Annotated in this window: 16 protein-coding genes and 1 tRNA gene; 2 read left to right on the top strand and 15 right to left on the bottom strand. The window is 67.0% G+C overall.

The genetic code is table 11. The annotated features are described in order from the left end of the window. Nucleotides 1-101 precede the first annotated feature (101 nt). From tuf to LNW72_RS23895, 14 genes are all read right to left on the bottom strand, one after another. Entirely contained in the window at nucleotides 102-1,295 is a 1,194-nt protein-coding gene (gene tuf, locus LNW72_RS23960; protein WP_250977269.1) for an elongation factor Tu, read from the bottom strand. Between the two features lie 180 nt (nucleotides 1,296-1,475). After that, complete coding sequence (gene fusA / locus LNW72_RS23955) at nucleotides 1,476-3,611, bottom strand: elongation factor G (RefSeq protein WP_250977268.1); 2,136 nt, start codon at nucleotides 3,609-3,611, stop codon at nucleotides 1,476-1,478. Between the two features lie 38 nt (nucleotides 3,612-3,649). Continuing rightward, a complete protein-coding gene (gene rpsG, locus LNW72_RS23950; RefSeq protein WP_138352889.1) occupies nucleotides 3,650-4,120 on the bottom strand; it encodes a 30S ribosomal protein S7 in 471 nt (156 codons plus the stop codon). 2 nt (nucleotides 4,121-4,122) lie between these two features. Beyond that, entirely contained in the window at nucleotides 4,123-4,494 is a 372-nt protein-coding gene (gene rpsL / locus LNW72_RS23945; RefSeq protein WP_138352888.1) for a 30S ribosomal protein S12, read from the bottom strand. Nucleotides 4,495-4,786: 292 nt separating this feature from the next. Next, complete coding sequence (locus tag LNW72_RS23940; protein ID WP_308402015.1) at nucleotides 4,787-5,317, bottom strand: DUF1707 and DUF4190 domain-containing protein; 531 nt, start codon at nucleotides 5,315-5,317, stop codon at nucleotides 4,787-4,789. A 140-nt stretch (nucleotides 5,318-5,457) separates the two neighbouring features. Next, nucleotides 5,458-9,357, bottom strand: coding sequence for a DNA-directed RNA polymerase subunit beta' (locus LNW72_RS23935; protein WP_250977267.1), 3,900 nt, complete (start codon nucleotides 9,355-9,357; stop codon nucleotides 5,458-5,460). 95 nt (nucleotides 9,358-9,452) lie between these two features. Continuing rightward, nucleotides 9,453-12,938 (bottom strand): DNA-directed RNA polymerase subunit beta, encoded by a 3,486-nt coding sequence (gene rpoB, locus LNW72_RS23930; protein WP_250977266.1) that lies wholly within the window; start codon nucleotides 12,936-12,938, stop codon nucleotides 9,453-9,455. Nucleotides 12,939-13,473: 535 nt separating this feature from the next. Continuing rightward, a complete protein-coding gene (gene rplL / locus LNW72_RS23925) occupies nucleotides 13,474-13,851 on the bottom strand; it encodes a 50S ribosomal protein L7/L12 (protein ID WP_250977265.1) in 378 nt (125 codons plus the stop codon). Nucleotides 13,852-13,936: 85 nt separating this feature from the next. After that, nucleotides 13,937-14,497: a 50S ribosomal protein L10 gene (rplJ, locus tag LNW72_RS23920; RefSeq protein ID WP_250977264.1), complete on the bottom strand. Its 561-nt coding sequence runs from the start codon at nucleotides 14,495-14,497 to the stop codon at nucleotides 13,937-13,939. A 419-nt stretch (nucleotides 14,498-14,916) separates the two neighbouring features. After that, entirely contained in the window at nucleotides 14,917-15,639 is a 723-nt protein-coding gene (gene rplA / locus LNW72_RS23915) for a 50S ribosomal protein L1 (protein ID WP_250977263.1), read from the bottom strand. A 77-nt stretch (nucleotides 15,640-15,716) separates the two neighbouring features. Continuing rightward, a complete protein-coding gene (gene rplK / locus LNW72_RS23910; protein WP_250977262.1) occupies nucleotides 15,717-16,151 on the bottom strand; it encodes a 50S ribosomal protein L11 in 435 nt (144 codons plus the stop codon). Nucleotides 16,152-16,296: 145 nt separating this feature from the next. Next, nucleotides 16,297-17,211 (bottom strand): transcription termination/antitermination protein NusG, encoded by a 915-nt coding sequence (gene nusG, locus LNW72_RS23905; RefSeq protein ID WP_250977261.1) that lies wholly within the window; start codon nucleotides 17,209-17,211, stop codon nucleotides 16,297-16,299. A gap of 71 nt (nucleotides 17,212-17,282) precedes the next feature. Continuing rightward, nucleotides 17,283-17,561, bottom strand: a complete 279-nt coding sequence (gene secE, locus LNW72_RS23900; protein ID WP_138352880.1) for a preprotein translocase subunit SecE — start codon at nucleotides 17,559-17,561, stop codon at nucleotides 17,283-17,285. Between the two features lie 97 nt (nucleotides 17,562-17,658). Continuing rightward, nucleotides 17,659-17,731, bottom strand: a tRNA-Trp gene (locus LNW72_RS23895). 182 nt (nucleotides 17,732-17,913) lie between these two features. Between LNW72_RS23895 and LNW72_RS23890 the strand changes: the two genes are divergently transcribed. Both LNW72_RS23890 and LNW72_RS23885 read left to right on the top strand, forming a co-directional pair. Further along, a complete protein-coding gene (locus LNW72_RS23890; protein ID WP_138352879.1) occupies nucleotides 17,914-19,152 on the top strand; it encodes a pyridoxal phosphate-dependent aminotransferase in 1,239 nt (412 codons plus the stop codon). A gap of 116 nt (nucleotides 19,153-19,268) precedes the next feature. Next, nucleotides 19,269-20,288, top strand: a complete 1,020-nt coding sequence (locus LNW72_RS23885; protein WP_250977260.1) for an adenosine deaminase — start codon at nucleotides 19,269-19,271, stop codon at nucleotides 20,286-20,288. Nucleotides 20,289-20,397: 109 nt separating this feature from the next. On the opposite strand, the gene LNW72_RS23880 is transcribed toward LNW72_RS23885, so the two are convergent. Continuing rightward, nucleotides 20,398-21,561, bottom strand: coding sequence for a hypothetical protein (locus LNW72_RS23880; RefSeq protein WP_250980283.1), 1,164 nt, complete (start codon nucleotides 21,559-21,561; stop codon nucleotides 20,398-20,400). Between the last annotated feature and the right edge of the window lie 137 nt (nucleotides 21,562-21,698).

The following is a 21,698-nucleotide window of genomic DNA, read 5'->3' as shown; positions in this document are numbered from 1 at the left end:
GACCCCTCCCCCGCGGAAGGTCCCAGGGAAAAGCCGAGGGCCCTGCCCCACCGCGAACGGTGGGGCAGGGCCCTCGGTGTGTTGCTCGCTAGAGCGTCAGATCACTTGGTGATCTTGACGACCTGGCCGGCGCCCACGGTGCGGCCACCCTCGCGGATGGCGAACTTCAGGCCCTCTTCCATGGCGATCGGCTGGATCAGCGCGACCGTCATGGCGGTGTTGTCGCCCGGCATGACCATCTCGGTGCCCTCGGGGAGGGTCACAACGCCGGTCACGTCGGTCGTCCGGAAGTAGAACTGCGGACGGTAGTTGTTGAAGAAGGGGGTGTGACGGCCACCCTCGTCCTTCGACAGGATGTAGGCCTGGGCCTCAAACTCGGTGTGCGGCGTGACCGTACCCGGCTTGATGATGACCTGGCCGCGCTCGACGTCCTCGCGCTTGATGCCACGGAGGAGCAGACCGACGTTCTCGCCCGCCTGGCCCTCGTCGAGCAGCTTGCGGAACATCTCGATGCCCGTGACCGTGGTGGTGGTCTTGGTCTCCTTGATGCCGATGATGTCGACAGTCTCGTTGACCTTGAGCACACCGCGCTCGATACGACCGGTGACGACGGTGCCACGACCGGTGATCGTGAAGACGTCCTCGATCGGCATGAGGAACGGCTTCTCGACGTCACGAGCCGGGGTGGGGATGTTCTCGTCGACAGCCTTCATCAGACCGAGAAGCTTCTCGCCCCACTCCTTGTCGCCCTCGAGCGCCTTGAGTGCGGAGACGCGGACGACCGGGAGGTCGTCACCGTCGAAGTCGTACTCGGAGAGGAGCTCACGGACCTCGAGCTCGACGAGCTCCAGGATCTCCTCGTCGTCCACCATGTCGGCCTTGTTCAGGGCGACGACGATGTACGGAACGCCGACCTGGCGGGCCAGGAGCACGTGCTCCTTGGTCTGCGGCATCGGGCCGTCGGTCGCGGCGACAACGAGGATGGCGCCGTCCATCTGCGCCGCACCCGTGATCATGTTCTTGATGTAGTCCGCGTGACCGGGGCAGTCGACGTGCGCGTAGTGACGCGACTCCGTCTGGTACTCGACGTGCGCGATCGAGATCGTGATACCGCGCTGGCGCTCCTCAGGAGCCTTGTCGATCTGGTCGAAGGCCGAGGCCTCGTTCAGGTCCGGGTACGCGTCATGCAGCACCTTGGTAATCGCCGCGGTCAGCGTCGTCTTACCGTGGTCGATGTGACCGATGGTGCCGATGTTGACGTGCGGCTTAGTCCGCTCGAACTTCGCCTTCGCCACTGGGGTCCTCCTGGGAGTGGTTCTGTACGCCTTGCTTCATCGGCGCCAGGTGATCTTTGCTGGAATGCGGGCTGCCGGGGCATCCGCCACGCTACTCGGGACCGAAGCCCTGTGGATTGTGGCGAATGCCCCGATGCCTGCTGTCAAGCCTAAGGGTTGAGCAACACTGCGAATTGAGCGCTACTCGCCCTTGGCCTTCGCGATGATCTCCTCAGCGACGTTCCGCGGAACCTCGGCGTAGGAGTCGAACTGCATCGAGTAGCTTGCGCGACCCGAGGTCTTGCTGCGGAGGTCTCCGACGTAGCCGAACATCTCCGACAGGGGCACGAGACCCTTGACGACACGGGCGCCGCTGCGCTCCTCCATGGCCTGAATCTGGCCACGGCGGGAGTTCAGGTCGCCGATGACGTCGCCCATGTAGTCCTCGGGCGTGGTGACCTCAACGGCCATCATCGGCTCGAGCAGTACGGGGCTCGCCCTGCGAGCACCCTCCTTGAACGCCTGCGAACCGGCGATCTTGAAGGCGAGCTCGGAGGAGTCAACCTCGTGGTAGCCACCGTCGAGAAGGGTGATGCGAACACCCACCATCTCGTAACCGGCCAGGATGCCGAACTTCATGGCTTCCTGTGCGCCCGCGTCCACCGAGGGGATGTACTCACGGGGGATGCGGCCACCGGTGACCTTGTTCACGAATTCGTACGAGGCGTCGCCGCCCTCGATGGGCTCCATCGAGATCTGTACCTTCGCGAACTGGCCGGTGCCACCAGTCTGCTTCTTGTGCGTGTAGTCGATCCGGTCGACAGTCTTGCGGATCGTCTCGCGGTATGCGACCTGGGGCTTGCCGACGTTCGCCTCGACGCGGAACTCGCGCTTCATGCGGTCGACGAGCACCTCGAGGTGAAGCTCGCCCATACCACCGATGATGGTCTGGCCGGTCTCCTCGTCGGAGTGCACCTGGAACGAGGGGTCCTCTTCAGCGAGACGCTGAATGGCGACGCCCAGACGCTCCTGGTCACCCTTGGACTTGGGCTCGATCGCGACCTGAATGACCGGGGCCGGGAAGTCCATGGACTCCAGGATGACCGGCTTCTTCTCGTCGCACAGCGTCTCACCGGTGGTGGTCTGCTTCAGGCCCATGACGGCGATGATGTCGCCGGCGCCCACGGCCGCGATCTCCTCACGCTTGTTCGCGTGCATACGGTAGATCTTGCCGATGCGCTCCTTCTTGCCCTTGACGGAGTTCAGCACCGAGGTGCCGGTCTCCAGGCGGCCCGAGTAAACCCGGACGAAGGTGAGCTTGCCGAGGTGCGGGTCGCTCATGATCTTGAATGCAAGACCGGAGAACGGCTCGTCCTCGGAAGGCTGGCGCTTCACGACGATCGAGGGGTCCTTGACGTCGTGGCCTTCGATGGCCTCGATGTCCAGGGGGGAGGGCAGGTAACGGACGACGGCGTCGAGCAGGGGCTGAACGCCCTTGTTCTTGAACGCGCTGCCACAGAACACCGGCGTGAAGGTCGGCTTGCCCTGGTGCTCCGAGTCGGTCGAGGCGATGGTGGCGCGACGGATCGCGGCCATCAGCTGCTCTTCGCTGGGCTCCTGGCCCTCGAGGAACAGCTCCATCATCTCGTCGTCGTGCTCCGCGATGGTCTCGAGGAGCTTGCCACGCCATTCCTGGGCGGCTTCGACGTGCGAGCTCGGGATGTCGACGGTGTCGTACATCTCGCCCTTGGTGGCCTCGGCGGACCACACCATCGCCTTCATGGCGACGAGGTCGACGACACCCTTGAAGTCCATCTCAGTGCCGATGGGCAGCTGCATGACCAGCGGAACCGCACCGAGGCGGTCCACGATCATGTCGACGCAGCGGTGGAACTCGGCACCGGTCCGGTCGAGCTTGTTGACGAAGCAGATGCGCGGCACGCCGTAGCGGTCCGCCTGACGCCAAACGGTCTCGGACTGCGGCTCAACACCGGCAACACCGTCGAACACCGTGACGGCACCGTCGAGGACGCGGAGCGAACGCTCCACCTCGACCGTGAAGTCGACGTGCCCCGGGGTGTCGATGATGTTGATCGTGTGATCGACATCGTTCAGCGGCCAGTGGCAGGTCGTCGCGGCCGACGTGATCGTGATGCCGCGCTCCTGCTCCTGCTCCATCCAGTCCATGGTGGCTGCGCCATCGTGGACTTCACCGATCTTGTAAGAGACACCGGTGTAGAACAGGATCCGCTCGGTGGTCGTCGTCTTGCCCGCGTCGATGTGGGCCATGATCCCAATGTTGCGGACCTTGGCCAGGTCAAGCGAAGTGGTGGCCATTAGGCTCAGTCTTCTCTCGGTCTCGATGTGGGTAGTGACTACCAGCGGTAGTGCGCGAAGGCCTTGTTCGACTCGGCCATCTTGTGCGTGTCTTCACGACGCTTGACCGAGGCACCGAGACCGTTGCTGGCGTCCAGCAGTTCGTTCATCAGGCGCTCGGTCATGGTCTTCTCACGGCGGGCGCGGGAGTAACCCACGAGCCAGCGCAGCGCGAGCGTGGAAGCACGGGCGGGGCGAACCTCGACCGGCACCTGGTAGGTCGCACCGCCGACGCGGCGGGACTTGACCTCCAGAGTCGGCTTGATGTTCTCAAGAGCGCGCTTCAGGGTGATGACCGGGTCGGTACCGGTCTTCTCCTTGAGGCCCTCGAGGGCGCCGTAAACGATCCGCTCGGCGGTGGAACGCTTGCCGTGCAGGAGGATCTTGTTGACCAGCGAGGTCACCAGAGGAGATCCGTAGACCGGGTCGATGATGACCGGGCGCTTCGGGGCAGGACCCTTACGAGGCATGCTTACTTCTCCTTCTTGGCGCCGTAGCGGCTGCGGGCCTGCTTGCGGTTCTTGACGCCCTGGGTGTCCAGGGAGCCGCGGATGATCTTGTAGCGAACACCCGGCAGGTCCTTCACACGACCGCCACGCACGAGCACGATGGAGTGCTCCTGGAGGTTGTGGCCCTCGCCCGGAATGTAGGCGGTGACCTCAATCCCACTGGTCAGACGCACACGGGCCACCTTGCGAAGCGCCGAGTTCGGCTTCTTCGGGGTGGTCGTGTACACACGCGTGCAAACACCGCGACGCTGAGGGGAACCCTTCAGCGCGGGTGTCATATTCTTCTTGACCTTGTCCTGCCGGCCGTTCCGGACCAGCTGCTGGATCGTAGGCACCGTTTCTCCGGTTTCTGTGTGCCGATCTCGATAAAACTAACCTGGGGCACCGACCCACGCGGTCGGGTGTGTCGCGGACCCCGCACGTCCCCGTGGAGCAGGGAACGTACGTATGTCGGGTGTCGCGGCCTCGGTGTCCCCGTGCGATATCGGTAACCTCCCGGCCAGAGGCTGGGGGCACGCGCAAGGACCCGGGCACACCCCAGGCACAAGGTCAGATCGTACCTATCGCATCGGCTCCGGTCAAAACAAATGCATCAGCGCAGGACACGCCGCCCGTCCGGGCCGGCGCTCAGCCGGAACCGGAGACCATGCCGAGCATCACGAAGAGCATGATCAGACCGAGGAAGCCGGACACGATCCAGCCCAGCACCAGGCCGGCGACCGCGAACCCGTCCCCCGCCTCGCCGCTGTGGCGGATCTCCTTGCGGGCCTTGTGCCCGAGGATCACCGCCGGGATCGCCGTCACGAGGGTGAAGGTGCCCGCCAGCCCGCACACGAACGAGGCGATGGCGGAGGTGTTCGTCCGCGGCGGGGCCGGCAGGAACGTCCGCGGCACATAGCCCATCGGCGGGGACAGCTGGGCCGACATCGGCGAAGGGCCCTGCGGGAGGTCCCGCACCAGCAGCTGCAACTCACCGTAGGTACGCGCCTGGTAGGCGGTGGACATCCGGTGCTCGTACTCCTGCTGCTGCAGCCGCCCCTCCGCGAACGCGGCCTTCAGCACGTCCACCGTGCGCTCACGGTCGGCGTCGGCCGCCAGCATGCCGGGCACCTGGCCGGACTGCGGCAGCCGCCCGTTGCCCCACGGATCGAGTGACACGCGCGACACCTCCCCGCCTAGGAATGGTCTCTCCATACTGACGGACGCACGGCGAGCGTGCGAAGTTCCGCGAAAAGCCGCAAGGCGGCCATCCCGGGAGGGGACGGCCGCCTTGCGGATCAGACTCTGTGGGACACGACTCAGCCGTTGTAGGGGCCGTAGTCGTAGTCCTCCAGGGGAACGGCCTGGCCGGAGCCGGTGCCGAAGGGCGAGTAGTCGATGTCGTCGTAACCGACGGCCGAGTACATCGCTGCCTTCGCCTCTTCGGTGGGCTCCACCCGGATGTTCCGGTAGCGGGCGAGGCCCGTACCGGCCGGGATGAGCTTACCGATGATGACGTTCTCCTTCAGGCCGAGCAGCGAGTCCGACTTGGCGTGGATCGCCGCGTCGGTCAGCACTCGGGTCGTCTCCTGGAAGGAGGCGGCCGACAGCCAGGACTCGGTCGCCAGCGAGGCCTTGGTGATACCCATCAGCTGCGGACGACCGGAGGCGGGGTGACCGCCCTCGGAGACCACACGACGGTTCTCGGTCTCGAAGCGGCCGCGCTCGACCAGCTCGCCGGGCAGCAGCTCGGCGTCGCCGGACTCGATGATCGTCACACGGCGGAGCATCTGCCGGATGATGATCTCGATGTGCTTGTCGTGGATCGACACGCCCTGGTTGTTGTAGACCTTCTGCACTTCGGCCACCAGGTGGATCTGAACCTGGCGCTGGCCGAGGATACGCAGCACGTCGTGCGGGTTGGTGGCACCCACGGTCAGCTTCTGGCCGACCTCGACGTGGTCGCCCTCGCCCACCAGCAGACGGGACCGCTTGGAGATCGGGTAAGCGATCTCCTCGCTGCCGTCGTCCGGGGTGACGACGAGCTTCTTCGTCTTCTCGGTCTCCTCGATGCGGACCCGGCCGATGGCCTCGGAGATCGGGGCGACACCCTTGGGGACACGAGCCTCGAAGAGCTCGACGACACGCGGCAGACCCTGCGTGATGTCGTCACCCGCCACACCACCGGTGTGGAAGGTACGCATCGTCAGCTGGGTACCGGGCTCACCGATCGACTGGGCCGCGATGATACCGACGGCCTCACCGATGTCCACCAGCTTGCCGGTGGCCAGCGAGCGTCCGTAGCAGAAGGCACAGGTGCCGACCGTGGACTCGCAGGTGAGGATCGAGCGGGTCTTGACCTGCTCGACACCGTGCTGGATCAGCTGGTCGATGAGCACGTCGCCCAGGTCCACGTTGGCCGGCGCGATCACCTTGCCGTCGATGACGACGTCCTCGGCGAGCATGCGGGCGTAGACGCTGGTCTCGACGTCGTCCGTCTTACGAAGGACGCCGTCCTCGCCGCGCGCACCGATCTGCAGCTTGAGGCCGCGCTCGGTACCGCAGTCCTCCTCGCGGATGATGACGTCCTGCGAGACGTCCACCAGACGACGGGTCAGGTAACCCGAGTCGGCGGTACGCAGGGCGGTGTCCGCGAGACCCTTACGGGCACCGTGGGTGGAGATGAAGTACTCCAGCACGGACAGGCCCTCACGGAACGAGGCCTTGATGGGACGCGGGATGGTCTCGTTCTTCGCGTTCGACACCAGACCACGCATACCGGCGATCTGACGCATCTGCATCATGTTTCCTCGGGCACCCGAGTCAACCATCATGAAGATGGGGTTCGTCTTGGGGAAGTTCGCGTTCATCGCCTCGGCAACCTCGTTGGTCGCCTTGGTCCAGATCGCGATGAGCTCCTGCGTGCGCTCGTCCTTGGTGATCAGGCCGCGCTCGTACTGCTTCTGGACCTTCTCGTCCTGCTCCTCGTACCCCTTGACGATGGCCTTCTTGGCCTCGGGGACGACGATGTCCGTGACGGCCACGGTGACGCCGGAACGGGTGGCCCAGTGGAAGCCGGCCGCCTTCAGGTTGTCGAGCGTCGCCGCCACGATGACCTTCGGGTACCGCTCGGCGAGGTCGTTGACGATCTCGGAGAGCTGCTTCTTGCCGACCGCGTAGTCGACGAACGGGTAGTCCTCGGGCAGCAGCTCGTTGAAGAGCGCGCGTCCCAGGGACGTCCGCAGCCGGAACGTGTCGCCGACCTGGTAACCCTGCTCGCCCTCTTCCTGGACGGGCGGGGTCCAGCCGCGCGGCGGGACGGTGCCGACCGGGAAGCGGATGTCGACCTTCGACTGCAGCGAGAGCTCGCGGTTGTCGAACGCCATGATCGCTTCGGCGGTGGAACCGAACGCCCGGCCCTCGCCGATGAGCACGCGCTCTTCCGGCTCGGTGGTGAGGAAGAACAGACCCAGCACCATGTCCTGGGTCGGCATGGTGACGGGACGACCGTCGGCCGGCTTCAGGATGTTGTTCGAGGACAGCATCAGGATGCGGGCCTCGGCCTGCGCCTCTGCCGACAGCGGCAGGTGCACGGCCATCTGGTCACCGTCGAAGTCCGCGTTGAACGCGGTGCAGACGAGCGGGTGGATCTGGATGGCCTTGCCCTCGACCAGCTGGGGCTCGAAGGCCTGGATGCCGAGGCGGTGCAGGGTCGGTGCACGGTTCAGCAGCACCGGGTGCTCCGCGATGACCTCTTCGAGGACGTCGTAGACGACGGTGCGGCCGCGCTCGACCATGCGCTTGGCCGACTTGATGTTCTGCGCGTGGTTCAGGTCCACCAGGCGCTTCATCACGAACGGCTTGAAGAGCTCCAGCGCCATGGCCTTCGGCAGACCGCACTGGTGCAGCTTGAGCTGCGGGCCGACGACGATGACCGAACGGGCCGAGTAGTCGACTCGCTTGCCGAGCAGGTTCTGACGGAAACGACCCTGCTTGCCCTTGAGCATGTCGCTCAGGGACTTCAGCGGGCGGTTGCCGGGACCGGTGACCGGGCGACCACGGCGGCCGTTGTCGAACAGCGCGTCGACGGCCTCCTGCAGCATCCGCTTCTCGTTGTTCACGATGATCTCGGGGGCACCGAGGTCAAGGAGACGCTTGAGGCGGTTGTTACGGTTGATCACGCGGCGGTACAGGTCGTTCAGGTCGGAGGTCGCGAAGCGGCCACCGTCCAGCTGCACCATCGGACGCAGGTCCGGCGGGATGACCGGGACGCAGTCCAGCACCATGCCGTTGGGCTTGTTGGTGGTCTGCAGGAACGCCGAGACGACCTTGAGGCGCTTGAGCGCACGGGTCTTCTTCTGGCCCTTGCCGGTACGGATGATCTCGCGGAGACGCTCGGCCTCCTCCTCGAGGTCGAAGGACTCGAGACGCTTCTGCAGCGCCGCGGCACCCATCGATCCGGAGAAGTACGTACCGAAGCGCTCGCGCAGCTCGCGGTAGAGCAGCTCGTCGCCCTCGAGGTCCTGGACCTTGAGGTTCTTGAAGCGGGCCCATACCTCGTCGAGGCGGTCGATCTCGCGCTGGGCGCGGTCACGGAGCTGCTTCATCTCACGCTCGGCACCTTCGCGCACCTTGCGGCGCACGTCGGCCTTGGCACCCTCGGCCTCCAGCTCGCCGAGGTCCGCTTCGAGCTTCTTCTGCCGGTTCTCGACATCGGAATCCCGGCGGTTCTCGACCTGCTGGCGCTCGACGGAGACCTGCGCCTCGAGGGAGGGCAGATCACGCGTACGGCGCTCGTCGTCGACCCACGTGATCATGTAGGCGGCGAAGTAGATGACCTTCTCGAGGTCCTTCGGGGCGAGGTCGAGCAGGTAGCCCAGCCGCGACGGAACGCCCTTGAAGTACCAGATGTGGGTCACGGGAGCGGCCAGCTCAATGTGGCCCATCCGCTCACGACGCACCTTGGCGCGAGTTACCTCGACGCCACAGCGCTCGCAGATGATGCCCTTGAAGCGGACACGCTTGTACTTACCGCAGTAGCACTCCCAGTCCCGGGTCGGACCGAAGATCTTCTCGCAGAAGAGCCCGTCCTTTTCCGGCTTGAGGGTGCGGTAGTTGATGGTCTCCGGCTTCTTCACTTCGCCGTGGGACCAGGTCCGGATGTTGTCCGCGGTGGCAAGGCCGATCCGCAGCTCGTCGAAGAAGTTGACGTCGAGCACTTGTCGTCAATCCCTCTTTCAGGGTCGAGTGTCAAACATGGTCTGAACGGTCCGGGGCGGCCGGGACTCCGGTGAGGGAGTCCCGACCAGGCCCGTCAGACCTCTTCGACGCTGCTCGGCTCACGCCGGGACAGGTCGATACCGAGCTCTTCCGCAGCGCGGAAGACATCCTCGTCCGTGTCGCGCATCTCGATGGACATACCGTCCGAGGACAGCACCTCCACGTTGAGGCACAGCGACTGCATTTCCTTGATGAGCACCTTGAAGGACTCGGGAATGCCGGGTTCGGGGATGTTCTCGCCCTTGACGATGGCCTCGTAGACCTTCACACGGCCGAGGACGTCGTCGGACTTGATCGTCAGCAGCTCCTGGAGGGCGTAGGCGGCACCGTATGCCTCAAGAGCCCACACCTCCATTTCACCGAATCGCTGGCCACCGAACTGCGCCTTACCACCCAGCGGCTGCTGCGTGATCATGGAGTACGGACCGGTGGAGCGGGCGTGGAGCTTGTCGTCCACCAGGTGGTGGAGCTTCAGGATGTACATGTAGCCGACCGAGATCGGGTCCGGGAACGGCTCGCCGGAGCGGCCGTCGAACATCCGGGCCTTGCCCGAGGGCAGCACCATCCGGTCGCCGTCGCGGTTCGGGATCGTGGCCTCGAAGAGGCCGGTGATCTCGTCCTCGCGCGCACCGTCGAACACCGGGGTGGCGACGTTGGAGCCCGGGGGCACCTTGTCGGCGCCGATGGACTCCAGCCGGCGGGCCCACTCGGTGCTGATCCCGGAGGTGTCCCAACCCTGCTGGGCGAGCCAGCCGAGGTGGATCTCCAGGACCTGTCCCGGGTTCATTCGGGACGGGACACCCAGCGGGTTGAGGATGATGTCGACCGGGGTGCCGTCCTCCAGGAACGGCATGTCCTCGACCGGCAGGATCTTCGAGATGACGCCCTTGTTGCCGTGCCGGCCGGCAAGCTTGTCACCGTTGTTGATCTTGCGCTTCTGCGCGACGTAGACGCGGACCAGCTGGTTCACGCCCGGCGGCAGCTCGTCGCCCTCTTCGCGGTCGAAGACGCGGACGCCGATGACCTTGCCGGTCTCGCCGTGCGGCACCTTCAGCGAGGTGTCGCGCACTTCGCGCGCCTTCTCGCCGAAGATCGCACGGAGCAGGCGCTCCTCCGGGGTCAGCTCGGTCTCGCCCTTCGGCGTGACCTTTCCGACCAGGATGTCGCCGGCGACGACGTCGGCACCGATGCGGATGATCCCGCGCTCGTCGAGGTCCGCGAGGACCTCCTCGGAGACGTTCGGGATGTCCCGGGTGATCTCCTCCGGGCCGAGCTTGGTGTCACGGGCGTCGACCTCGTGCTCCTCGATGTGGATCGAGGAGAGGACGTCGTCCTGGACCAGCCGCTGGCTGAGGATGATCGCGTCTTCGTAGTTGTGGCCTTCCCACGGCATGAATGCCACGAGGAGGTTCTTGCCGAGGGCCATCTCGCCCTCGTCGGTGGAGGGGCCGTCGGCCAGGACCTGGTTGGCGACGACGCGAGCGCCCTCGTCGACGACGACCTTCTGGTTGAAGGACGTGCCCTGGTTCGAGCGGCTGAACTTCGCCACCCGGTACGTGGTGTAGGTGCCGTCGTCGTTGGCGACCGTGACGTAGTCCGCGGAGACCTCCTGGACCACACCGTCCTTCTCGGCCTTGATGACGTCACCGGCGTCGACCGCGCAGCGGTACTCCATGCCGGTGCCGACCAGCGGGGCCTCGCTCTTGATGAGCGGCACCGCCTGGCGCATCATGTTCGATCCCATGAGCGCGCGGTTGGCGTCGTCGTGCTCGAGGAACGGGATCATCGCGGTCGCGACCGACACCATCTGGCGCGGCGAGACGTCCATGTAGTCGACGTCGGCGCCGGGGATGTAGTCGATCTCGCCGCCACGGCGGCGGACCAGGACGCGGGCCTCTTCGAAGTGGTTGTCGTCCGTCAGCGGCGCGTTGGCCTGCGCGATGACGAAGCGGTCCTCCTCGTCGGCCGTCAGGTAGTCGACGTCATCGGTGACGATGCCCTCGACGACCTTGCGGTACGGGGTCTCCACGAAGCCGAAGGCGTTGACCCGGCCGTAGGACGCGAGCGAGCCGATCAGGCCGATGTTCGGGCCTTCCGGGGTCTCGATCGGACACATGCGGCCGTAGTGCGACGGGTGAACGTCACGGACCTCGAAGCCGGCGCGCTCACGGGACAGACCACCCGGGCCCAGCGCGGACAGACGACGCTTGTGGGTCAGGCCCGACAGCGGGTTCGTCTGGTCCATGAACTGGGACAGCTGGCTGGTGCCGAAGAACTCCTTGATGGAGGCGACGACCGGCCGGATGTTGATCAGGGTCTGCGGCGTGATCGCCTCGACGTCCTGGGTGGTCATCCGCTCGCGGACGACGCGCTCCATACGAGCCAGGCCGGTACGGACCTGGTTCTGGATGAGCTCGCCGACGTTGCGCAGACGGCGGTTGCCGAAGTGGTCGATGTCGTCGGTCTCGACGACCAGGTTGCGGCCGTCCTCCCCGACGGTCTCGGTCTCACCGGCGTGCAGCTTGACCAGGTACTTGATGGTCGCGAGAACGTCGGCCGTGGTCAGCACGCCGGCGTCGAGCGGCTTGTCGCTGCCGAGCTTCTTGTTCACCTTGTAGCGGCCGACCTTCGCGAGGTCGTAGCGCTTCGGGTTGAAGTAGAGGTTCTCGAGCAGCGTCTGCGCGGCCTCGCGGGTCGGCGGTTCGCCCGGACGCAGCTTGCGGTAGATGTCGAGCAGCGCGTCGTCCTGGCCCTGGGTGTGGTCCTTCTCCAGGGTGGCGCGCATGGACTCGTACTCGCCGAACTCCTCGAGGATCTGCTCGGTCGTCCAGCCGAGAGCCTTGAGGAGCACGGTGACCGACTGCTTGCGCTTGCGGTCGATGCGGACACCGACCATGTCGCGCTTGTCGATCTCGAGCTCGAGCCAGGCACCGCGGGACGGGATGACCTTCGCCGAGAAGATGTCCTTGTCGGACGTCTTGTCGATCGAGGAGTCGAAGTAGACGCCCGGCGAGCGGACCAGCTGCGAGACAACGACACGCTCGGTGCCGTTGATGCAGAAGGTGCCCTTGTTGGTCATGAGCGGGAAGTCGCCCATGAAGACCGTCTGCGACTTGATCTCGCCGGTCTCGTTGTTGGTGAACTCGGCGGTGACGAAGAGCGGAGCGCCGTACGTGAAGTCGCGGTCCTTGCACTCGTCGATCGAGTTCTTCGGAGGCTCAAAACGGTGGTCGCGGAAGGTGAGCGACATCGACCCGGAGAAGTCTTCGATCGGAGAGATCTCCTCGAAGATCTCTTCCAGACCCGACTTCCTGGGGACGTCCTGGCCACTTTCCAGAGCCGCCTCGACACGAGCCTTCCACGCGGCGTTGCCGAGCAGCCAGTCAAAGCTCTCGGTCTGCAGCGCGAGGAGGTTCGGTACCTCGAGGGGTTCCTTGATCTTCGCAAAAGAGATGCGCAGCGGTGAAGTGCTGGCACCGTTGTTCGTATTGGCAGTCGAGGCGTTGCGCGAGGCGGCCAAGAGGGGGTCCTTCCGAGGGCTCGGACTCACTACGCGCATACCGGTGTCCGCCCCCGAGCACACGGGGATGTCCACAGACGGGACATCTCTTCATTCCGTGCTCAGGCTTGGGGCTGTCCCTGGTGACGGGCCAGGCTACAGCTAACAGGCAGCGCAAAGGGTCAGTGTAGCCACTCGGCACACTGATGTCCAGGCAGAGATTCGGAGTACCGAATCATTGCCCCCTCGCCACTGTTGTCGACCCGGTCTCGGCACCGGATCTGTGCTTGACGCTAGGCATTCCCGCATCGCGCTCGATCCATGCCTCGGACCCCGGATCGAACTTACGACGCGTCCTGAGAATTGCGCGCCGCGTCCGGTTCGTCAAGGCCCCAGCCCCCCGGAGATCCGCACGGCCCCCCTGGCCCGGCGGGGATGATCACCTTACCCCCGGGCGGCTACAGGCCCCCTGGAGGACCCCGGGAACGACCGAGGGCGGCCACCCTTTCGGGTGGCCGCCCTGCGGCTGTTCAGCCCCTTGTGGAGGGGCTGGGACTTACTTGACCTCGACGGACGCGCCAGCGGCCTTGAGGGACTCGGCAGCCTTCTCGGCGGCCTCCTTGGCGACCTTCTCGAGGACCGGCTTCGGAGCGCCGTCGACGAGGTCCTTGGCCTCCTTCAGACCCAGCGAGGTGAGCTCACGCACAACCTTGATGACCTGGATCTTCTTCTCGCCGGCGCCGGTGAGGACGACGTCGAACTCGTCCTGCTCCTCAGCGACCTCGGCGGCGGGGCCGGCGGGGCCCGCGACGGCGACCGGGGCGGCAGCCTTGACGTCGAACTTCTCTTCGAAAGCCTTGACGAAGTCAGAGAGCTCGATGAGGGTCAGGGTCTCGAACTGCGCGAGCAGCTCGTCCTGGGACAGCTTCGCCATGATGGCGTCCTTCCACTATTCGGCAGGTGCCGGGTGTACATGAAGGCGGGCGTGAGGCGCCCGCTGCGACCAGGGGGGCGGAGGGTTACTCCGCCACCTCGGCCTCGGCGGGAGCCGGCGTACCGGCACCGCCCTGCTCGACCTTGGCGCGAAGCGCGTCCGCGGTGCGGACGAACTCCGTGAGCGGGGCCTGGAAAGTCGCCGCGGCCTTGGCCATCGACGCCTTGATGCCACCGGCCACCTTGGCGAGCAGAACCTCGCGGGACTCGAGGTCCGCGAGCTTCTTGATCTCATCAGCGGTCAGCGCCTTACCGTCAAGGACACCGCCCTTGATGATGAGGTTGGGGTTGTCCTTGGCGAAGTCACGCAGACTCTTCGCCGACTCCACCGGGTCACCGGTGATGAAGGCAACCGCCGTCGGACCCGAGAACAGGTCGTCCAGCGTGCTGATCCCGGCCTCGTTGGCCGCGATCTTGGTCAGCGTGTTCTTCACCACGGCGTACTGAGCGTTCTCACCGAGCGAACGGCGCAGCGTCTTGAGCTGCGCCACGGTGAGACCGCGGTACTCGGTCAGCATTGCGGCATTGGAGCTGCGGAACTTGTCCGTCAGCTCGGCAACCGCAGCAGCCTTATCGGGCCTCGCCATGAGTCTCGGCCTCCTTCCGGGTGATTCGGACCGCACGGAAGGGGCTGGGCAACACGAACGCCCCGGCGCAGGCGCACGGGGCGTTACTCAACCAGAATGAATTCCAGGAGTTCTTCCACAGCAACCTGAGCGGGTCGTCCGCAGCTAGCGGATCCTTCGGCCGCCGCGCTCCTCAACGAGGGCACAGCAGCGACCAGCGGTCTTTGGCTTCTTCGGTAGCGTACGCGAACGGGTCGCGATACACCAAATCGCCTCAACGGGCCGCTCAGCGGCCGTACTCGGGCCGGAACGCCGGGTGGGGCGCCGGCGGCCCCGTCCGGGCGGGACAGGGGCGTACAGGCCCGGGACAGCTGACAGGCCGGGCCCCGCTCCGAAAGGAGCGGGGCCCGGCCCGAGTCGCGTACGCGGCGTCGTCAGAATCAGACGGCGGCCGGGTCCTCCTCGACGAGGAGGTTGCGGGTACGGCTCTGGTCCAGGGGGATACCCGGGCCCATCGTCGTGCTGATGACGGCCTTCTTGATGTACCGGCCCTTGGAGGCGGACGGCTTCAGACGAAGGAGCTCGTCCAGGGCCGCGCCGTAGTTCTCGACCAGCTGCGCGTCATCGAACGACACCTTGCCGATGATGAAGTGCATGTTCGAGTGCTTGTCGACGCGGAACTCGATCTTGCCGCCCTTGATCTCGGTCACGGCCTTGGCCACGTCCGGGGTCACGGTGCCGGTCTTCGGGTTCGGCATCAGGCCACGGGGACCGAGCACGCGGCCGAGGCGGCCGACCTTGCCCATGAGGTCCGGGGTGGCGACGACGGCGTCGAAGTCGAGGCGGCCCTTGGCCACCTCTTCGATGAGCTCGTCGGAGCCGACGATGTCGGCGCCGGCGGCACGCGCGGCCTCGGCACGGTCACCGGTCGCGAAGACCAGGACCCGGGCGGTCTTGCCGGTGCCGTGGGGGAGGTTCACGGTGCCGCGGACCATCTGGTCGGCCTTGCGCGGGTCCACACCCAGGCACATGGCGACCTCGACGGTCGAGTCGAACTTCGTCGCTGCGGTCTCCTTGGCGAGACGGACGGCCTCGAGCGGGGCGTAGAGCTTGTCCCGGTCGATCTTCGCGTCCGCAGCGCGGAGAGTCTTGCTGCGCTTCACTGCTGCTCCTCAATGGTGAGTGGAGTCGTGGTACGGACCGCGCGCGGCCCTTCCACAGACGTGCTTCGGGGTGGGTGTCAGCCCTCGACCGTGATGCCCATGGAACGGGCGGTGCCGGCGATGATCTTCGACGCGGCGTCCAGGTCGTTGGCGTTCAGGTCCGGCATCTTGAGGGTGGCGATGTCACGCACCTGAGCGGCGGTGAGCTTCGCGACCTTCTTGACGTGCGGCTCGCCGGAGCCCTTCTCCACGCCCGCGGCCTTGAGGATCAGCTTCGCGGCCGGCGGAGTCTTGGTGATGAAGGTGAAGGAGCGGTCGTCGTAGACCGTGATCTCCACCGGCACGACCATGCCACGCTGCGACTCGGTCGCGGCGTTGTAGGCCTTGCAGAACTCCATGATGTTGACGCCGTGCTGGCCCAGTGCGGGGCCGACGGGCGGGGCGGGGTTGGCCGCGCCCGCGTTGATCTGGAGCTTGATAAGCCCCGTGATCTTCTTCTTCTTGGGAGGCATTGCTCTCTCCGGGTCCTAGTGAGAGTTGTTTCGCCTGCTAACAGGCATACCGCACCACGATAACGGGTATCGCGGTGTGGCCTGAAACCAAACAGGCCAGACCGGCGATGAAATCCGGTCTGACCTGGTCGGACGTGTAAAAAACTCAGTTCTTCTGGATCTGGTCGAAGCTGAGCTCGACCGGGGTCTCGCGGCCGAAGATCTCGACGAGGCCCTTGATCTTCTTCGAATCCGGGTTGATCTCGTTGATCGTCGCCTGCAGCGTCGCGAACGGGCCGTCGGTGACGGTGACCGAGTCGCCGACCTCGAAGTCCAGCACCTGGACCTCGATCTTGCGGGCCGGACCCGTGCCGTCCGCGGCAGCGGCGGCCTCGGCGGCCGCCTCGACCTCGGGAGCGAGCATCTTGAGGATCTCGTCCAGCGTCAGCGGGTACGGGTCGTACGCGTTGCCCACGAAGCCGGTGACGCCCGGGGTGTTGCGGACGACGCCCCACGACTCGTTCGTCAGGTCCATGCGGACGAGCACATAGCCGGGAAGCTTGTTCTGCTTGACCGTCTTCCGCTCGCCGTTCTTGATCTGGGCTACTTCTTCCTGGGGCACTTCTGCCTGGTAGATGTAGTCCTCGACGTTCAGCGAGACGGCGCGCTGCTCCAGGTTGGACTTCACGCGGTTCTCGTAGCCGGCGTACGTGTGGATGACGTACCACTCGCCCGGCAGGGTGCGGAGTTCCTCGCGGAAGGCGGCGACCGGGTCGATCGGCTCCGGCTCCTCGACGGGCTCGGCGTCCTCGGCCAGCTCGGCGTCGGCCTCGGCAAGCACCGCGTCGGCCTCTTCGTCGACGACGGCCTCGGTCTCGCCGGTCTCGTCCTGGGCGTCCTCGGCGACTGCCGCACCGGTCTCGTCGATGACGTGGACGGCGGCCTGCTCGGCGGCTTCGCCCGCGGCTTCATCGGCAGCTTCGGCCTGGTCGATGTCGCCGTCGGCTGCCTCGACGATGTCGAGCGCAGTGTCGTCGCCCTCGACGGACTCGTCGGCGTCGTACACGTTCGGGTCAGACACGGTGACTGCTTCTTCCTGACTTCAAGGGGTGGAACATGCGGAAAGGCGCCGCAGGGGCGTCGTCCGCAGGATCATCCGAAGACGTACGAGACGAGCTTCGCGAAGCCAAAGTCAATCACGGACACAAGCCCGATGACGACGACAACGAAGACAATTACGACGCTCGTGTACGTCGTGAGGTCGTGACGCGAAGGCCAGACGACCTTGCGGAGCTCGGCGACGATCTGCCGGTAGAAGAGGCCGAGACGGGCCAGGGGGCCCTTCTTTCCGCGCTTACCTCCGCGGCGGGCCTTCTTGTCCTGGGATGCGTCAGGCTCAGGGACCTCGATGGAGTCCGTGATTTCAGTCACTCGTCTTCACCTGACTCCGGGTCGTGGCCATACCGCGCCCGTCGCGCGGTACGGCGAGTGCAATTACCTGCCCGCATCCTGGTGAGGACGCGTGTAGCAGGGCCGGAGGGACTTGAACCCCCAACCGCTGGTTTTGGAGACCAGTGCTCTACCAATTGAGCTACGACCCTTTGAAGACGCCCCTCAACGTACCGCAGTTCGCGAGAGGGCCATCGACGGATGAGTGTACGTGTTCACAGGCCGGTCGTCGAACGGCTCCGCCGCAGGCCCCGCCGTCCACTCCGTAAACACCGGGGTGTCCACTCCGCAAACCGCGGTGCCGGGGCGGTACGCCGTCTGGGAGCATGCACTCATGACCGCTGCCACTCCCCCCGTACAGTCCCCCTCCGACCGTCGGGTGTCGGCCCGCGTCGGGTCGATCTCCGAGTCCGCGACACTCGCCGTGGACGCCAAGGCGAAGGCCCTCAAGGCCGCCGGGCGTCCGGTCATCGGCTTCGGTGCCGGCGAACCCGACTTCCCGACCCCCGACTACATCGTCGAGGCCGCGGTGGAGGCGTGCCGCAACCCGAAGTTCCACCGCTACACCCCGGCCGGCGGGCTGCCGGAGCTCAAGGCCGCCATCGCCGCCAAGACGCTGCGCGACTCGGGCTACGAGGTCGACGCCTCCCAGGTGCTGGTCACCAACGGCGGCAAGCAGGCCATCTACGAGGCCTTCGCCGCGATCCTCGACCCGGGCGACGAGGTCATCGTCCCGGCGCCGTACTGGACCACCTACCCCGAGTCGATCCGGCTCGCGGGCGGCGTGCCCGTCGACGTCGTCGCGGACGAGACGACCGGCTACCGGGTGACGGTCGAGCAGCTGGAGGCGGCCCGCACCCCGCGGACGAAGGTCGTCCTCTTCGTCTCGCCGTCCAACCCGACCGGCGCCGTCTACAGCGCGGCCGACGCCGAGGCGATCGGCCGCTGGGCCGTCGAGCACGGCCTGTGGGTGCTCACCGACGAGATCTACGAGCACCTCGTCTACGGCGACGCGACCTTCACCTCGCTCCCGGCCGTCCTTCCCGAGCTGCGCGACAAGTGCATCGTGGTGAACGGCGTCGCCAAGACGTACGCCATGACCGGCTGGCGCGTCGGGTGGATGATCGCCCCCAAGGACGTCATCAAGGCCGCGACGAACCTGCAGTCGCACGCCACCTCCAACGTCAGCAACGTCGCCCAGATCGCCGCGCTGGCCGCGGTCTCCGGGAACCTGGACGCGGTCGCCGAGATGCGCACCGCCTTCGACCGGCGGCGGCAGACCATCGTGCGGATGCTGAACGAGATCGACGGTGTGGTCTGCCCCACTCCCGAAGGCGCGTTCTACGTCTATCCGTCGGTGAAGGAGCTGCTCGGCAAGGAGATCCGCGGCAAGCGCCCGGCGTCCTCGGTCGAGCTGGCGGCCCTCATCCTGGACGAGGTCGAGGTCGCCGTGGTCCCGGGTGAAGCCTTCGGCACCCCCGGCTACCTGCGGCTTTCCTACGCACTGGGTGACGAGGACCTGGTCGAGGGCGTCTCCCGGATCCAGAAGCTGCTCGGCGAGGCCCGCGACTGACCGCGCTCTTCCGACGGGCCCCCGGCTGCTGCCGGGGGCCCGTTCTTGTTTTCGGGCAAGCGCCCGTTCGGTGAAAGCGGTACCGGACAGCGTCACCCGTACGGCAGGATCTTCGGATGGCACGTGATGTCCGTCTGCTCCCCAAGGCCCATCTCCATCTGCACTTCACCGGCTCCATGCGGTCCGAGACCCTGCTGGAGCTCGCGGACCTGCACGGTGTGCACCTCCCCGAGGCGCTGACCTCGGGCGAGCCCCCGAAACTACGGGCCACCGACGAGCGGGGCTGGTTCCGCTTCCAACGGCTCTACGACAGCGCGCGCTCGTGTCTGCGCACCGCCGAGGACATCCAGCGGCTGGTCCACGAGGCCGCCGAGGAGGACGCCAGGGACGGCTCCGGGTGGCTGGAGATCCAGGTCGACCCGACGTCGTACGCACCCCGGCTGGGCGGCCTCATCCCGACCATGGAGATCATCCTGGACGCGGTGGCGACCGCCTCCCGGGACACCGGCGTGGGGATGGCCGTCATCGTCGCCGCCAACCGCATGAAGCACCCGCTGGACGCCCGCACCCTCGCCCGGCTCGCGGTGCGCTACGCCGACCGGGGCGTCGTCGGCTTCGGGCTGTCCAACGACGAGCGCCGCGGGCTCGCCCGCGACTTCGACCGCGCCTTCGCCATCGCCCGGGACGGCGGGCTGCTGGCCGCCCCGCACGGCGGTGAGCTCGCCGGGCCCAGCAGCGTCCGCGACTGCCTCGACGACCTGCACGCGGGGCGCGTGGGGCACGGCGTACGGGCCGCCGAGGACCCGCGGCTGCTGAAGCGGCTCGCCGAGCGGCAGATCACCTGCGAGGTCTGCCCGGCGTCCAATGTCGCGCTGGGCGTCTACGAGAAGCCGGAGGACGTGCCGCTGCGCACGCTCTTCGACGCGGGCGTACCGATGGCGCTGGGCGCCGACGACCCGCTGCTCTTCGGCTCCCGGCTCGCCGCGCAGTACGAGATCGCCCGGGACTCGCACGCCTTCACCGACGAGGAGCTGGCGGAGCTGGCCCGGCAGTCGGTACGAGGCTCGGCGGCGCCGCCGGAGGTACGGGAGCGGCTGCTGTCCGGCATCGAGGACTGGCTGGCGCTGCCGGCCTGACCCCCCGCCGGACGGCGTCCGCGGCCGCGCACCTGGACGCGGCCGAGCTGACCGTCGTCGCGGCGGCCTTCACCGTCGCGGCGACTGCCGGCGCTGCTGATAGCCGCCCTCAACGTCCTCGCATGGGAGCGGGTGCGCCGCGCCGGCTCCCTGTGCCGGCGGCGCGCCGGCCGCCCGCCCGGGATCTCGTCCGCTTCTTCAGGGGCCACAGCAGCACGTACGCCGCCGACACGGCCGCGAACGAGAGCCGGATCAGCCCCTGGGCCGACTCCGACGGGACCAGCAGCGCGCTCCCGTACAGCGAGAGCAGCGCGATCCAGCTCCACCAGGGCACCAGGCGGCGCTGCCCCACGGCGTCCCACAGCAGCGTCCCGAGCAGGATCGACGCGCTGTAGTACGTGTAGACGCTCGGGTCGAGGGCGATCCTGGCGTCCGCGCCGAGCAGCACGACGGCCGGCCAGCGGCCGCGCAGCACCGCCACCGTGCCGAGCCCGAGGCCCAGCAGGGCCTGCGCGGGACGGTCCCAGCCGGGGGTGACGGCGTCGGCCACCCCGAACCAGCGCAGTGCCGACGCGGGCTGGTTGGGGATCGCGAACTGCGCGGCGGCGGCCGAGCCGAGGTGGGTGACGTAGAACGGCAGCCAGGCCACCGCGACCAGGGCCACCAGCCAGCAGGCGGCGCGGCGCCAGTGCGCGCGGGGCAGCGCCAGCAGCAGCGGGAGGAAGGACAGCGCCCAGGGCTTGGAGTCCACGGCCAGTGCCAGCAGGATGCCGACGGCGGCCGGCCGGCCGCGGACCAGGGCGCGCACCGCCAGGGTGGTGAAGAACAGCGCCAGTACGTCGTCCAGGTGCGCGAACCGCACCGAGACCTCCACCCACATCGGGATGAAGGCCAGCCCGGCTATGAGCACCCGCTGCTGCAGCCGGCGGTGGTTGATGCCGGTCCCGGCGTAGAAGTCCGCGGCCGTGCGGCCCACCACGACCAGCATGTACAGGCCCAGGCCCGACATGAACGCCTCGGCCAGCCGCTCCCCCACTCCCGGCGGGAAGGGCTCGAAGAGCGCGGCGGTCAGAAAGCTGACCGGGCCGATCTGCAGCTCCGGGTGGTTCTGGTAGATCGCGAGCCCGCCGCCCGGCCCGCCGTCGGTCAGCAGCTGCCCGCCGGTCCTCAGGTAGTGCCAGGAGACGCCGCCGTTGCGGGAGGTGACCACGAACCAGCAGACGGTCCAGAGCGTGAGGGCCACGGTGTGCCGGCGGACGGGCCACCGGCCGATCCACGCCGCCGGCCCGTCGGTGGCTCCGGTCGCGGCCCTGCTCGTCCCCGCCCTGCGCACATTCCGCCCTTACCGTCAGCTTCCGTCAACGACCGTTCGCCGGGGCGGCAATTCCCTCGCTCGGACCTCGTCACCAG

The organism is Streptomyces sp. RKAG293 (assembly GCF_023701745.1).
Taxonomy (GTDB): Bacteria; Actinomycetota; Actinomycetes; order Streptomycetales; family Streptomycetaceae; genus Actinacidiphila.
This window is presented reverse-complemented; position numbering and strand designations above follow the sequence as displayed.

Excerpts from the sequence above, each read along its gene's own strand:
- rplL (WP_250977265.1), bottom strand. The coding sequence starts at position 13,851 with ATGGCGAAGCTGTCCCAGGACGAGCTGCTCGCGCAGTTCGAGACCCTG.
- rplK (WP_250977262.1), bottom strand. The coding sequence starts at position 16,151 with ATGCCTCCCAAGAAGAAGAAGATCACGGGGCTTATCAAGCTCCAGATC.
- rplJ (WP_250977264.1), bottom strand. The coding sequence starts at position 14,497 with ATGGCGAGGCCCGATAAGGCTGCTGCGGTTGCCGAGCTGACGGACAAG.
- fusA (WP_250977268.1), bottom strand. The coding sequence starts at position 3,611 with ATGGCCACCACTTCGCTTGACCTGGCCAAGGTCCGCAACATTGGGATC.
- LNW72_RS23890 (WP_138352879.1), top strand. The coding sequence starts at position 17,914 with ATGACCGCTGCCACTCCCCCCGTACAGTCCCCCTCCGACCGTCGGGTG.
- LNW72_RS23885 (WP_250977260.1), top strand. The coding sequence starts at position 19,269 with ATGGCACGTGATGTCCGTCTGCTCCCCAAGGCCCATCTCCATCTGCAC.
- rpsG (WP_138352889.1), bottom strand. The coding sequence starts at position 4,120 with ATGCCTCGTAAGGGTCCTGCCCCGAAGCGCCCGGTCATCATCGACCCG.